The sequence below is a fragment of the Rhodopirellula sp. JB055 genome (assembly GCF_043100905.1).
GTDB lineage: Bacteria > Planctomycetota > Planctomycetia > Pirellulales > Pirellulaceae > Rhodopirellula.
The window spans coordinates 1-14,827 of the sequence record NZ_JBICHO010000119.1 but is presented as its reverse complement, the minus strand read 5'-3'; the positions used below and the strand labels follow the sequence as shown (position 1 = coordinate 14,827).

Sequence of the window (14,827 nt, the reverse complement as noted above, 5' to 3'; positions counted from 1 at the left end):
CCCTGTGGGACACATCGACTTTCTGTCGTGCTACGCCTTTCGCACCAACAGAACCTACCCTGCAACTAAGTGGGGGGGGAGCAAACTTCTACGTGAATGTTGCATTGCACCGAGACAATGGACGACGGGACTGCGGGTTTTACGGGTCATCCGACCAACGAGGAGCTCAGCGGTGGTCAATTGACCGTTATGCTTGCCTCCCACATCAAAACTCGAGCGAACTCACCTCCGGCCTTTGCCACCACAGAAGCAGTAAGTGGATGGATTGAACGAGCGTCGCTCATCAAACCACCAACTTCAGAGCCGAAACCAGGTTGTCGACACACAGAGGCTTCATGAACCACCGTTCAATTTGTTCGTCATTGTCCGCCAAACCATTTTCCTCTGCTGTCGAACCACTGATCGCGAAAACCATGATGTCATTGAAACGTTCGTCACTGCGAATCTCTTGCAATGTCGAAGCCCCATCCCGTTCGGGCATCTTCATATCGAGGAGAATGAACCGCGGCGCTTCATGCTTCGACAAATAATCGAGCGCCATCTCGCCATCGCCAACACAGACCATGTTGTACCCCTTCAAACGAAGGTACGACGCCAACAGTTCTCGTTCATTCGCGTCGTCTTCCACCAGCAGAATCGTTCTCCGATCGATTCTGCTTGCTCCTTCATTTCCCTTCAGAACTTCTTGCTCGTTCAAAGACAACAATGCTCTCTGCATCGTTTCGAAAGTTCGCTCTGCGTCATCCATCAGGTTGAGATCAATTTGGTGTTTCAACAGGTGCAAACCCAAGCTGATGGAATGCAGTTCATTGCGTATAGCATGGCGGGTCTCTCGCGGCAAAACGGCCAATGCTTCCTGTGTCCAATCCTCATAGCTGACGGGATCCGAATCCGAATCACCACGAATAATCTGGAGGTTTTTGGGAGCATCGACGCCGACCTTCGCAGTTGCGGAATGGATCCGAACGAATTTGATCGTGATCCCAACCTGCGGGAAAGAGATGCATTCGCCTTTCCGACGTGACACAACCAACATCACTCACTCCTTCTCAATGAAACGCATCAATTTCTGGACATCCGAGTAGCACAGGAGAAGCCAACTTCAACCAATCGCGATTCCTTTCTCTGACACGCTCGTATCAGTTGAAAAATAGAAAGCGATCGAGGACTCGGCCAAATCCATCGAACGTCACGGCAAACCAAAACGACATCGGCAAACGAATCCGCCAAAGGCCGTACGCAATCCAAATCAAATCTCGATTGCGGTCGCATGTTGCCCAAGCAAAAGCCCCTCTCTTCAGCTACCTGTGCCACCACCATAACCCTCGCTCGATTCTCCGTACAGATCGCGAAAACCATTTGGAAAGGAATACCGTACCCAAAATCCCGCATCTGCAAGTGCGAGTTGTCGAAGCAGGCACTCGTTCGTCACGATGCGCGTGCCAACAATTCCTCGCATGAGAAGCAAAAAAGTGGATAACAACTTCCTGTTGTCACCCACTTCGCAACATGGCGACTTAAAGTGGACGAATACGCACACTTCCATGCAAGCGATTTCATTCCATCACCATTGTGTTCGTTTCACCTTCACCGACCAATCATCGTCATCTCAAAAAAGATGAAGCACGGGGGCAACGCCATCATGGCGTCGCCCCCGTAGATAGACGTGGCAATGGCATGCCCCCGAAGTAAGCTACATCCATGGGCTCCCTCGAACCAATACCACGATCTTACAGCCGAGTTTGACGCCCACCGAAAGTGCCCCAATCGATGGCCAACGAACCCAACTGCAGCCCGTCTCTTCATTCCTCCTCAATTTAGACTTGGATGCAACGTCTCCTTTTCGATCGCATCGACTAGCCCGGGTGGATCCAGCGGTTTCTGGAACCAACGATCCAATCCGGCCGGGCCAACCGACACACCACATTCGTCGAGTTCGAGACCACTCATCCCAAACACACGCAGCGGAGCGAATTGGCTCGATTCGCGAATCTGTTGAATGGTCCACCGCCCGTCATAACGGGGCATCTGCATATCCAAGAGAACGCAATCCGGCAGATCACCTTCTTCGAGTTGCTCTAGAGCAGCCTTGCCGTCTTGAGCAATTGCAACCTCAAACTGCTTCATACGTAAATAGCTGGCCAGCAACCGCGTCTCGTTGTCGTTGTCATCGACAATCAACGCCTTCAATTGCGGACGCGCCACGGGCAATCGTTCACTACGAATCCTTTGCAGATCAGCGACGATCCTCTGAAGCGTGGCGTCGGCGTCCGTCGCCCCCACGGAAGCCAACCATCCTCTGGTTCGCTCAACATAGTCAGTCAACGCCAACAGCCGTTTCGCAGTATCAGCCTCTGGAACTGCGGTCTCCACGCAATGATCGAAAACTTCCTCTCGTAAGACAGAAATGTTGGGAGGAGCTTTGATTCCCAAACGCACATTTTTGGTGGAGATCCTCACCACCTCAATTTCAATATCCAACTGAGGGAACACAACGCTTTGACTGTTGCGTCGAGATAGGACAAGCATGTGGGAACTCCATTCCGCCAGCGCGAATTTCCATTCGAACAGCTGGCAACAGGGACATTGAATTCGGACGCAGCGAACGAGAATGCAGTGCTAGATGCATCCCTCATTCGTATCTGCTGCGTGACTTCAATGTCGGGCGGATCAAAAGATCGCCGGGAGTCAATTCCCCACAACGAGACCAATCCTAACGCTCCCCCCCCTGCCGAGCAACAGGATTTTGAACAATCCGACGAAATATTTTCTCTGGCGGTAATTCCCCCAGTTCGCACCCTGCTGAGCAGATGGACAGGAATGATTGGTCTGCGACTGGTGGGAAATTTGCACCGCTTCTTCGAATGCGTGTGGGAATCGTCGGACGACCTCAAACCAATGTCCACCACTGACTCGTCATGCTTCCTTGTGACCTCATACTTTCCGTTTGCAAACTGCTGCACGGGAGGAAGCTGGGATAGACTTGCGGACCGTGGAATCCACCAAACCCGTTGATTGTCAGGCCACGCGACCCTGCCAATCGCCACCACGTTTGTCGGTCCGGTTCTCTGTTGTGCGAACGTTCGCGAATGAATAGAACAACAATCCGATTGGCCAGCCTCTTCGGTTCGCACAGACGCAAAAGCGAACCGTCAAGGTCCACGACACACGAAACTCTGATTCAATAAGACGCAAATCCAATTCAAACCACACCATGCGGAAATCCGCATTCGTGAATCCTTATCGGCATAAATGCGTGACCACGACGATACGCAAATACTGGATCGCCTTCCTTCTAATAGAAGTTCTTTTGGCGTCTTTTGTTTACGCTCTCTACCGGGTCGACCAACATGATCGAATCACCTACTCCAAGTCGTTCATGGAGGCTTCCGTACAAAGCGACGTCTTGCAACTGGGAAAGGCCTTCGAACAAGCCCGGTCAGACCTCTTCTTTCTCGCCTCCGACACGCGTCTGCACCAATACCTTGACGGCGATGCCATTTCGAATGACCAACAATCGCAAAGACTCAAGGAACTGGAACAAGCCTACCTGCGTTTCGCCGAAATCAAAAAACAATACGACCAAGTTCGTGTGGTCGACACATCTGGAATAGAAAAGATTCGGATCAATTTTGATGACGAGCACGCCTATGTGACAGACACGCAAGACCTGCAAGATAAATCGCACCGCGAATACATCCAACTGGCGAACAGGCTCGACGATGGTGCCGCCGGCGTTTCGAAGTTTGACCTGAATGTGGAACACAACGCCTTGGAAACCCCCTTGAAGCCAATCATTCGGTTCGTCACACCAGTGTTTGTGAACAATGAACGTCGGGGGGCGGTGGTCCTGAATTTGTTCGGCCAACAATTGCTATCAGAACTGGGCGGTGTTTCAACGACTTCGCACCAGTGGTTGCTGGATGCAAATGGAGATTACATCAAGGGTGGAATCCCTCCGGCCGACTTTGCGGTTTACTTAGGTCACCCCAGAAGCTTTCGCAGTGAATACACCGACGCTTGGGAATCGATGACATCCCATGACTCCGGCCATGTCAGCAATTCAAGCGGCGACTTCTTTTTTCAACGCGTGTCGCCACAGTCGTTGACAGACCAGATTTCCTCGCCTCCCACGCAATGGCTCGACACCGACCTCATTTTGGTCTCGTTTCTTGATCCAGCACAGATTGGGGGCGCGTCGAAAAACGCACTTTTATTATCAAGGTTGCTGCCACTGTTTGGCTTCATGTCGATGATCATGCTGGTTGCGACCTATGCCTTGACCAAGATGCAACGGCACCGTCAAAAACAGAATGAAGCGATCGCGAAAACGCTGCTCAAGCTCAAACGCAGCAACACGGAACTGGAACGATTCACTTTCATCGCGTCGCACGACCTTCAAGAACCGCTCCGCAATGTCCTCGCTTATGCTGATTTGCTGCGGAGCGACCTAGGCGAACAACTTACCGACGACGTTGCCGAAGACTTGCAATTCATCTCCGACGCCAGTCTTCGGATGCAGAGACTGCTGGATGACTTGCTGGCCTTTTCGAAGGCTGAACGACACGACCTGCGGCGCGAAACTTTGTCGCTGGAGAGTTGTGTGGACGATGCTTTGAAAGCCTTGGCATTACGGATTGAACAGACAAATGCAACGATCCGAAGGGGGCACTTGCCGGAGATAGAAGCCGATGGATTGCTGGTCACCCAATTATTCCAAAACCTCATCGGAAATGCTTTGAAGTTCGTTGACAGTGACCGTCCCACAATTGAAGTCACTGCAAGTCTTTTCGACGGAACCTGGGTCTTAGGTGTGAAAGACGATGGAATTGGCATCAAGCCGGAATACCAAGAGCAGATCTTCCTACCGTTCAAGCGGCTTCATGGAATGGGCGAATACGAAGGCTCTGGCGTTGGACTTGCGATCTGCCAAAAAATTGTGGAACTGCATCATGGCAGGCTCTGGGTCGATTCAAAATGTGGTGAATACTCCCATTTTCTTTTTACTTTAGATCCCCAAGAAGACTGGAATGCCGGTGAGTAGTCTGAACGATGTGGCTCGCGAAGCAATCGTGTTGATGGCGGAAGACAACCCGGCCGAGTGCCGACTGGCAGAGCGGGCCCTCTGCCAGGGTGTCCTCAGGTGCAATCTACAAATTGTTCCCGACGGAGAAGTCGCGTTGGACTACCTGCATCGACGGGGAAAGTTCGCTGATCCGACTCTGTCGCCGACTCCGGATTTGGTGCTGCTTGATCTCAACATGCCAAAAATCGATGGCCGACAAGAGCTGGCGGATATCAAACGGGATCCAATCCTGAAGCAAATTCCAATTGTGATCCTTACGACATCGAAGGCGGAACAAGATGTGATCCAAAGCTATGCGTTGGGATGCAATTCGTTTCTGTCCAAACCGGTCGACGTCACCGGATTCATCGAGGTTCTGAAATCGCTGGGCGACTATTGGTTCAAACTTGTCGTTCTCCCACCCAAAAGATGATGTCATGGTCGACACGAAACGCTATTCCATTTTGATCATCGACGACAATCTCGCCGATGCCACCTTTCTGATGCGGTTGTCACGATCAATCGAAGACACACCGTTCGATTTTCATCACGAAACCACGTCCTTAGGAGGTCTCGCTCGAATCGAGAACGAACACTTTGATTGCTTGTTGTTGGACTACCAACTGGACGGGATCGACGGAATATGTCTCCTGAAGTCCATTCGAGAGTCAGGCAATGACATCCCCGTTGTTGCCATCACCGGGACCGGTTCCGAACACGTCGCGGTGGACGCGATGAAGTTGGACGCGCAGGACTATCTAACGAAAGGACATGTCACCCCGCATTCGCTCAACCTGGCCATCCGCAATGCGATCACTCGGGTGGCACTTCAGCGTCGAAATAGCGAACAGCAAAAGGAACTGGAGGCCTTTGTCGGCATGGTCTCGCATGACCTTCGTCGTCCGATCCGCCAAATTCGGACCTATGCAACAAAACTGAAGGATGATTCGAATGACCTGAACGATCAATGCCAGGACTATGTGGACACGATCGACGCAATTGCCATGCGAGCGTCGAAGTTGATCTCGAGTCTGCTGGAGTACACTCGGCACGGCCGGTCCGAATGTGACTGTCAGTCCGTTGACCTGAATTTGGTGGTCCAAGATGTCGTCACGGACATTGCTGCGTTCATTTCTGAATCCAAAGCCGAGATCAAGGTTTCGAAACTGCCAACGGTAATTGGCGACCCGGTCGGATTGAGACAGGTGTTTCAGAACCTGATCAACAACGGTATTAAGTTCAACCAAAGTCCGACGCCCACCATATCGATCGATCGCGTCACCGCGAAAGAATCTGACGACAACCAAGTCTCAATCGTCATCGCGGACAACGGGATTGGAATTGAACCCCGGTTTCAGAGCCAAGTCTTCAATCCATTGCGTCGATTGCATTCGCAGGACGAGTACGAAGGCGTGGGACTCGGACTATCGACCGTCAAACGAATCGTCGATCAACATCAGGGTCGCATCCAAATTGCGTCGAGCGTTGGACAAGGCAGCCAGTTCCGTCTGTCGCTTCCGATTTCATGAGACCGATCTCGCTTCAGAAACTCGATCAGGCAGCTCCTCACGCTCGATCAGTGCTTGGCTGATGTGGTGAACCAGGACACCAGGCCATTGGGGAAGAACTCTTCACCTCGTCCACCACAACCGTTTGACACAGTCTGATTGACCGCGAATTAGCTCGTCTTGTTTTGAGCTTTCTTTAGCTTGCGATCCAGCGTGCTGCGTTCAATGCCCAGGATCGTGGACGCGCGACTTTTGTTGCCCCCAGTGAACTCCAACACTCGTCGAATGTGCCGCATTTCGAGCTCCGCAAGCGAAAGCTCCAACTCATCGTCGATGCCACTTGAACGTCCCGTCTTGGAGGTATCCTCTTTCGATGCGCCTGCCACGGCAGTGATCATCAAATCGTCAGTATCCAACTCAATCACATTGCCTTCACCGCCAACGTCCATCGGTGACATCACGACGGCTCGTTCAATCACGTTGCGAAGTTCACGAACATTGCCCGGCCAGCGATGCCGTTGCAATTTTTTCTCGGCAAGCGAGGTGAACTTCAAACGTCCGCGAGCCATTGACTCGGCGAAGGTTTGCAGAAAGTGATTGGCAAGCAGGATCACGTCTCGACCGCGTTCCCGCAGTGGAGGCACCAGGATTTCAACGACGTTCAGCCGGTAGAACAGATCCTCACGAAAAGTGTTTTGCTGGACCATCGCACTCAAATCGCGGTGCGTCGCTGCGACGACTCGGACATCGGTTTGGATGGGCGTCTGCCCGCCGACTCGTTCGAACGGATGCCCTTCTAAAACGCGAAGCAACTTGGCTTGCAAATCCAAACTCATCTCGCCGATTTCATCCAGCATCAATGTGCCCCCCGAGGCGGCCTCGAACTTGCCGCGTTTCCGTTGGGTCGCGCCGGTAAAGGCGCCTTCTTCGTGCCCAAACAGTTCCGACTCCAACAAATCCTTGGACAACGCCGCGCAATTCAAGCACACGAGCGGCCCGTCGCGCCGAGGGCTGGCGTGATGAATCGCGGAGGCAACCAGTTCCTTGCCAACGCCCGATTCGCCACGCACCAAAACCACTGAGGGTGTTGGTGCGACTTGCGCAATCTGCCGCTGCACGATGCGGATCGGTTCACTGTTGCCCAGAATCTGAATGCGACCGGCCAACTGCCTTCGCAACCGGCTGATCACCGCCTCGGACTTCTTCAGAGACCGCGCAAGCGATGCTTCACGGTGAATCGACCGAATCGCCTGGCAAAAAATTTCTCCCGCCGCAACGACTCTTCTCAATTGGTTGGGTGTCAACGCGGGTTTGCCGGCTGGCGTGGTCACATGAACCAACCCGAGCGGTAACGAATGAGCGAACAACCCGTCGTTCTTGGTCGTTGCTTCTGCTGACCGCTTTTGAGTGATTGGCGGCCGCAGTGGAGCCAAGATGATCGATTCCACATCGATCTCTCCCGCCGTGTTCTCGGTCGCCAACCGACGGTCACCGAGAACGTTGCGGGCCAAGATCGCTGCCGAATCTGGCCGCAGAATTGGCTCCACCAGCGTGCTAGGCGGGCGACGATAGCGAGTTCCGGCAGGTTGTCGGACCCAACCAGGAGGAGCCAGCCCGGCGCCGCCGACAATCGCCGCTTTCTGGTCTTTGTCGAAGAGATACAACCCGATAGTGGACCCTGGCAACAATCCCTCCAGGGTTTGCATCAGCGTCTCACCACACTCCTCGATCGATTCCGCTCGCCCAAGACCAAAGGCCATGGCGAGCAACGGATCCACCGGCCCGGAAGCTGGCGGAGCGTGATCCTGCGTGGAGTTGGATTGGCGGTTGAGCTCGCCGGCCAATCCGCTGGACATGATTTCCGAGACGACGTCCACCTCGCGACCATCGTCCTCACCGTCAGAACCGGAAAGCTCGTTCCGCCACGCACCGCCTAAGTTGTCTTGCGTCGCACCTTCGTCTGCGGATCCTTCGGAGGTCGCTGCATGGTTGGCAGTTGACTTTCCAACGGGGGGACGAGTCAACGCCGCCGGGTTGCGGGTGAATGTCAATTCAAAACCAGCGATTTCGATGCGATCCGCCTCATTCAGCACCGTCGCAGCCTTGATCCGCCGGGAATTCACCTGAACTCCGTTGCGTGAGTTCAGGTCGACAATTGCCCAAACCGGGCCATCGGGCGTGTTTGCCGGGCGAATTTCCGCGTGCTGACGGCTTGATTGAGCACTCCGCAGAACAATCGGATTGGATGACGAGCGTCCGATCGTCCAGTGCACGTCACCGGACAACCGAATCACATCCGTCCAGCGCATACCGCGATGAACCACCAAATAAGCATCCGGAGGCGTTTTCGTGGGCGCAGCGTCGGGATCAGATGTGTTAGATTTGCTTGTCACTGGTAGAGCCTGCAATTATTCTAATCATAGACTGCGGGTTCCCCCCACCGCCGGTCGACTTTCACCATCCCTTCTCTCCGCCAGCCGGATACACGTCTCGATGTGCTCTTCTCTTCTTGGTCGTCCTGATTCTGGTCGACTCATCCCATGCGGCTTTGGGTCTTGGGTTCGTGCCATGCAGCTACCGAATTTGATGTTGCCTTTGGCCATGTTGACAGCCCTCTGTGTGGCGATGGCTGCATCCACCGCAGATGCCGGCATTGGACTGGGCAACCAGCAAGCCGTTGGTGGTGTGATGATCGCGCCCGACGGCAGCGTTCGTGCGGCCACGGTCGAAGAACAAAAAGAGATGGCTCAAATCGTCCGAAACGTCATGCAAACACCAGCTGGTGATTTGGCGGAAGCGACCGATCGCCGCGTGATATCGTTAAACGGTTTGCAAGCCGCCCTCAAAGAAGCACACGAAACCGGCAAGCATCTCGACACCGAAACCATGTTTCTCGCTGGCATGCAGCGAATTGAATACGTGATTGTTGACGAAGAAAACAACGACATCCTGTTGGCTGGACCGGCTGAACCGTGGATGGTTCGACCCGACGGACACGTTGTGGGCACAAAAACAGGCGGCTCCGTGCTCCGCTTGGATGACTTGGTCACCGCTTTCCGCAGCGTCGAAACCGCTCGCAACGACGGCGGCATCCGTTGCTCCATCGAGCCCACCCCCGAAGGACGCCTGCGTCTGCAGAACTTTTTGAAGAACGTCAAACTGCGTCCAGGCCAAAACCCTGCGTACCTCGAAGCCGGCATGCGTCAAGCTTTCGGCCCTCAACAAATCCTCTTGGCTGGCGTGCCCACCGAAAGTCGTTTTGCTCGCACCTTGGTGGCGGCAGACTTTGAAATGAAACGCATCGCCATGGGCCTGACCCAATCGCCAGTTGCGGGACTGCCCAGCTACCTCGAGATCGCCAAGAACCAAGTCCAATCCAGCGTCAGCAGCCCACGTTGGTGGATGGCGTGCGACTACGACCCGGTCGCTCACGACACAGACGGCCGCGTTTGGAAAATCAGCGGCCAAGGGGTGAAAACGCTCACCGAAGACGACACGTTTGACAAAGACGGAAAGGTCCGATCGACAGGGCGTCAAAATCCTCTGGCCATCAAATGGGCCGACATGATGACCGAGCAGTTCGAAGAACTTTCTCGCCAGCGTCCTGTCTTCCGCGACCTTCGCAATGCGATGGATTTGGCGGTCGTCACCACTCTCATCACACAACAACAACTCGACCGAAAAGCCGGCATCGACCTGAGTGTTCTGCGTGGCAACGATTCGCAAGTCGAACTGGCTAGCTACGACATGCCCAAGACCCTTGAGCCACAGTGCAGCTTCATCAAAGGCCGTGCGGGTTGGACCGTGACCGCGTCCGGCGGTGTGAACGTCAACGCATTCGCAGTTTCTGAGAACGCCGTGAGAGACGAATCACTCGCTAGCGTCGCAGTCGCCAATGACTCGAGCTCACGCTGGTGGTGGAACAGCAAGTAAGCTTTCTCCCGACGCGACGTCAATGGCCTGTCCAATTTGCTGGAGATCAACCACTCTTGGCCGACAACCGCAACTTGGACGAGCAAAACGGCTCATTTAACACGCGTTGAAACCACGTTGATGACTGAAGCAGCGGGCTGTTGAGCGTCGCGTTGGCCTGCCTGACAATGAAGTTCTGCACCGACGCTGGTTTTCACGTACCGGGGCGATCGACACCGCGATAAAGTCGAGCGAAACGTGACGGTACAACCACTCCCTGATCGGCCAAATAGGCTTCGAGGTCGGATGGCTGCCGAGACGAATCGAGCCATTTCAGCTCATCGTTTGCCGCCAGAATGAACGGCGTCAATTTCAAATCGGTCGCTTTCGTAGCTGCCGATTGCAACAACGCTCGAGCCCGGTCAGCCATCCCCGGATCGGCGAAACGAGCCATCTGAATGCCTTCGTAGAAATCGGCTTTCATGTGTGCGAAATTCGACTTTTCTCGCCGTAGCTTTCGGATGGCCTTTCGCAACGAAGCGGCTGCCGTCTTCTTTTGGCAACTCATCGATTGCAACGCCAACAAGCAAACAAATTCCCAGAAGTTGATCCGAATCATCTGAACGCGTTTCAAAACAGATGAACGCAATTGACGAGGCAACAGATCCAACTTGGAGGTACCATTGGTCACATCGGCCGAATAGATGTCCAGCAAAGCGTCCTTGAATTGCTGCACGAACATGAACGATGTCGGCCCCACGTGCTTCATGCATTCACGGACTCGATCGGTCGCCAAATCCATCCGAGCCATGTCGTTGTCCGAAAGGAAAGCGACCGACGCATACCCCAGCGTTCCCATGATGGTCACGAATTGGTCGTTCGTTGTGCGTCCCTCGGCTTGCATGTCCGCCACGGTCTGCCGAATCTGCGTGATTTTGCCGCATTGGAACGACGCCGCCAGTTCGACGTAGGCCATGTGGGCCATCTCAAAGTTCTTGGCATGCTCGCTCAAGCCATAAAAATGCTTGGCCTTCGCACACGGTTCCAATGCGTCCGCATAACGACCGTCCATCGCCGTGTGCCAGGCCAGCCCGCTGTTGACGTCGCCATGCCAGGAGGGATCGTCGTCCGTCTGGAGCGATTCCAACATTCGTTGCAACATCTTCTGAGCCCGCTGTCGCGACCGCCCAAAGTCGTAGGACGCAAACACGGCTTCGCCGACACCTAGATGCAAACGCTCTCCCGCGGTGCCCAACAATCGAACTTGCCGTGCGGCAAACAGCGACCACTCGATGGCGATGTTGTTGTTGATGATGCTGAGCGGGCGAACCAACCGCACGCAGGCTTCGATCTGGCTGCCCTCTTGCCACGTTCTTAACGGGTTTGGCTGTTCCACCGACATCGACAAATCACGTTCGAGTGGCAACAGACACATCAGCCGCCACAACGCAGACAATCTGAACGCCAAGGTCGACTTCACACGAGGCAGTCCCAACTGGTCAATCAACGGCTCGACCAATCGACTTGCATCTTGAAATTCACCCGAACGGATCAAGCACTCCACGCGTTGCAACTGATGTTCAACCGAAGCGTGTCCGCTTAGCAAACCGGCCAAAGATCCATGAACTTCCGCCGCCTTGCTCAGTCGCCCACTGCGATGCCAAGCAAACGAAGCCTCTTTCAAATACTGAATTTGCTGCTTTCCTTCAGAATAGTCAGCAGCCAATTGGTACCACGACGCGACTTCCCGGTGAGCGTACATTTGTTGCGCTTGCTCGGCCGCCAACTTCGCCCACTTCCCTAGCTGGTCATGAATTTCCGCACGCTGATAGTGCGAGGCAATGACGCCAGCGAGATCGGGGCGAACATTCGCCAACATCTCAGCCCACTCCACGTGCAGCTTTCGAATCTCCGACTCTGGAATCTGTTCCAAGACCTTTTCGCCCAGTCGTGAATGCCAAATCCGCACGGTAGGACCAGACGAATCGCCAAGGACAATCAACCGGCAACGCTGCAACTCGGCCAGATGCTCTTCCAGTTCCGCCGAATCATCTCCGAAACCATGAAGCTCCTCGACAGGCACCTGCCGTCCCGCCACAGCGATTCGTCGCAGGCACTGCATCGCCTCCCGTCGCAACTGCTCGCACCGATTCTGCCACAGCGTTTCCATCGACGGGAAGGCAACGTCCTTCGAATTCGGATCGTTGTTTTGAATGGAATCCGACAACCAACCTCCCGGACGAAGTTCGTCCAAGCACGCATCCAATCGGTACGGCAATCCATCGATTTGCCGAGCCAAACTCTTCAGATGCTCTTCCGGAATCTGGAGCTCAAACTTGGCTGCTTCTGCAACCAACATCTCAACGGCGGTTTCGTCGGGCAGCGGTCCCAGTTCGATCGTCTCATCTGGCAAAGTGATTTGCCGGTCCCCATCGGTTCGCGAAACGGTGATCAATCCAAAACCTTGCAATTCAGGTGCTTTGCGCCGGTTCAAACTGGCCGTTTGCAAATAATCCAGAACCGAAATGGTGTCTCGGTCGGCCCACTGCACATCATCAATCACGAAGAACACAGGACCGTATTCACGCAGCCGCTCACAAACCTTCAATGCCGCTTCCAAGCCTCCGGGACGCGTCGGCGAGGTTTGCAACAGCGGTTGAGATCGATCAACTTCCAACACCTCTGCCAAACCAGGCAGGATGCTGGTCAACACACTGACCGTGACAGCGTCCACTTGCAAAGGCTCACGGTCCATCGCGCGAAAACGCATCGTGATCTCATCCGCGATTTGGCTGAATGCAGCCAACGGTTTCTGGTCACGTTGCTGGCAACGCGCCACAAACACTTGTGCCCAGGACAACGATCGCAAGTGCGACAACGCAACATCCAACAAAGTCGATTTGCCGATCCCTGAGTCGCCGCTGAGATGCAACCGCAGAGTTTTGCCCCCGAGAACGAGGTGACTCCAACGATGAACTCGCGCCAACTCGTCATGGCGGATGTGCTGCGTCGCCTCGCGAAGACGACTGGAGTCAACGTCAGTGATCCGAGTCATCTGCATCGACTCGATAGGCCGGCCCAAACGCGACAGCGTCATCGCCATGGGTCGGTCCGCCTCGTCCGGCGCCAGCATCTCATCCAGTGTGTCGATTAAATCGGCAGGGATATCCGGATGCAATCCTCGAACTGCCTTGGTGATCAAGATACGATCCTGCTCCTCGTTCGACTTGTCTCGTTGGATCCCCAAAGAATCATCGATCAGTTCGTTCGACTGAGATGAATCGGTCATGAACTTGTTGCGGCGATCCGTGGCTGAATCTCGACGAGACTCCTCACGGCGAAACTGCGCCGCGGTGAAAACACGCAGAGCCTCTAACACGACCATTCCCAAACTGAATACGTCGCTTGCCGGACTGTGCCGTTGTCGTACCAAGACCTCCGGCGCCACGTACATCGGGGTCCAAATCAAATACGCTCGCATCGATTCCGCGTCGTGCTCCTGGAACTTTCCCGCGGAGTCATAATCGATGACAACGAACCGCTGTTGGTCGCTGGTCACCATGATGTTGCTCGGTTTCAAATCTCGGTGCACCAATTCACGAGCGTGCATCCAGCCGATCGCCGAACCGACCTGGCGAACCATCTCGATCACGTTGTCACACGCCTCCTGCAGCGGCAACTCTCGCCACCGCCGTATCGCCGCAGTGAGGTTCGTGCCTTCGATGCGTTCCATGCTGAACGCAACGCACTTGTCGTGCTGGTGAATCCCGTGCAACCGCATCAGATTGCGGTGATTCAACTTCGCCATTCGGCGGAAACCCGTTTTGGCGAGCGTCGTCCCGGCCTCATCCTCTGCCGCCAGAATCTTCAGCGCGACCGGCTTTTCAGTGCCTTTTTCCCTCGCCGCAAACACCCAGCCATGGGTTCCTGACCCGAGCCATTGTTCGAGCGTAAAATCGCCCCACGTGTCGCCCGGTTGAAACGGTGGTGACTGCAAACGCGGACGCGGCTTGATGCCTTGCGTCTCTCGGTCAAGGATGTGCTTCGTTCGTGTGTCCTGGCTCGCCAGGGGACGCATCCATTCATCACCTGCGTAGTCTTCCCACTGCGACATTTCAGATGAGCCATGATTCAAGGGACATTTTCAAACAGACCTACGAGTCATCGTAGCATCACCACCTGAGAGCTTCAAAAGAATCCCTCACGGCAAAACACAAACCAGTCCTTTTAGGGGGTCGCTACCATTGGACTGTATCAATGTTTACGTCAAAATGGAATCGCTGCAGAACGAAGAGGCAAAATTTATGGGCAGTTTCGATTTTACGGCCCGACGTATCTGATT

General features: G+C 54.4%; 8 protein-coding genes. 4 read left to right on the top strand and 4 right to left on the bottom strand.

The annotated features are described in order from the left end of the window. Positions 1 to 283 precede the first annotated feature (283 nt). Together ACF8AM_RS04850 and ACF8AM_RS04845 are read right to left on the bottom strand one after the other, a co-directional pair. Positions 284 to 1,036 carry a response regulator gene (locus tag ACF8AM_RS04850; protein ID WP_392554546.1) on the bottom strand — a complete coding sequence of 251 codons (753 nt, stop codon included), beginning with the start codon at positions 1,034 to 1,036 and terminating at the stop codon, positions 284 to 286. Between the two features lie 776 nt (positions 1,037 to 1,812). Beyond that, a complete protein-coding gene (locus ACF8AM_RS04845) occupies positions 1,813 to 2,529 on the bottom strand; it encodes a response regulator (RefSeq protein WP_392554545.1) in 717 nt (238 codons plus the stop codon). A gap of 685 nt (positions 2,530 to 3,214) precedes the next feature. Here ACF8AM_RS04845 and ACF8AM_RS04840 point away from each other — a divergent pair. The 3 genes from ACF8AM_RS04840 to ACF8AM_RS04830 are packed head-to-tail and all read left to right on the top strand — an operon-like array spanning position 3,215 to position 6,594. Beyond that, entirely contained in the window at positions 3,215 to 5,044 is a 1,830-nt protein-coding gene (locus ACF8AM_RS04840) for an ATP-binding protein (protein ID WP_392554544.1), read from the top strand. Next, the gene (locus ACF8AM_RS04835) at positions 5,037 to 5,498 is read left to right on the top strand and encodes a response regulator (protein ID WP_392554543.1); all 462 of its coding nucleotides are present in this window, start codon (positions 5,037 to 5,039) and stop codon (positions 5,496 to 5,498) included. The genes ACF8AM_RS04840 and ACF8AM_RS04835 overlap by 8 nt, the downstream gene beginning before the upstream one ends. 4 nt (positions 5,499 to 5,502) lie before the next feature. After that, complete coding sequence (locus ACF8AM_RS04830) at positions 5,503 to 6,594, top strand: ATP-binding protein (protein ID WP_392554542.1); 1,092 nt, start codon at positions 5,503 to 5,505, stop codon at positions 6,592 to 6,594. A 149-nt stretch (positions 6,595 to 6,743) separates the two neighbouring features. Here ACF8AM_RS04830 and ACF8AM_RS04825 read toward each other — a convergent pair whose 3' ends face one another. Then, on the bottom strand, positions 6,744 to 8,966 hold the full coding sequence (locus ACF8AM_RS04825; RefSeq protein ID WP_392554541.1) for a sigma 54-interacting transcriptional regulator: 2,223 nt from the start codon (positions 8,964 to 8,966) through the stop codon (positions 6,744 to 6,746). 190 nt (positions 8,967 to 9,156) lie between these two features. On the opposite strand from ACF8AM_RS04825, the gene ACF8AM_RS04820 reads away from it, so the two are divergent. Continuing rightward, positions 9,157 to 10,506: a DUF1598 domain-containing protein gene (locus ACF8AM_RS04820; protein ID WP_392554548.1), complete on the top strand. Its 1,350-nt coding sequence runs from the start codon at positions 9,157 to 9,159 to the stop codon at positions 10,504 to 10,506. 193 nt (positions 10,507 to 10,699) lie between these two features. On the opposite strand, the gene ACF8AM_RS04815 is transcribed toward ACF8AM_RS04820, so the two are convergent. Then, positions 10,700 to 14,599 carry a serine/threonine-protein kinase PknK gene (locus ACF8AM_RS04815; RefSeq protein WP_392554547.1) on the bottom strand — a complete coding sequence of 1,300 codons (3,900 nt, stop codon included), beginning with the start codon at positions 14,597 to 14,599 and terminating at the stop codon, positions 10,700 to 10,702. Between the last annotated feature and the right edge of the window lie 228 nt (positions 14,600 to 14,827).

Coding starts and splice junctions, on each gene's coding strand:
- ACF8AM_RS04850 (WP_392554546.1), bottom strand. CDS start 1,036: ATGTTGGTTGTGTCACGTCGGAAAGGCGAATGCATCTCTTTCCCGCAG.
- ACF8AM_RS04845 (WP_392554545.1), bottom strand. CDS start 2,529: ATGCTTGTCCTATCTCGACGCAACAGTCAAAGCGTTGTGTTCCCTCAG.
- ACF8AM_RS04840 (WP_392554544.1), top strand. CDS start 3,215: ATGCGGAAATCCGCATTCGTGAATCCTTATCGGCATAAATGCGTGACC.
- ACF8AM_RS04815 (WP_392554547.1), bottom strand. CDS start 14,599: ATGTCGCAGTGGGAAGACTACGCAGGTGATGAATGGATGCGTCCCCTG.
- ACF8AM_RS04830 (WP_392554542.1), top strand. CDS start 5,503: ATGGTCGACACGAAACGCTATTCCATTTTGATCATCGACGACAATCTC.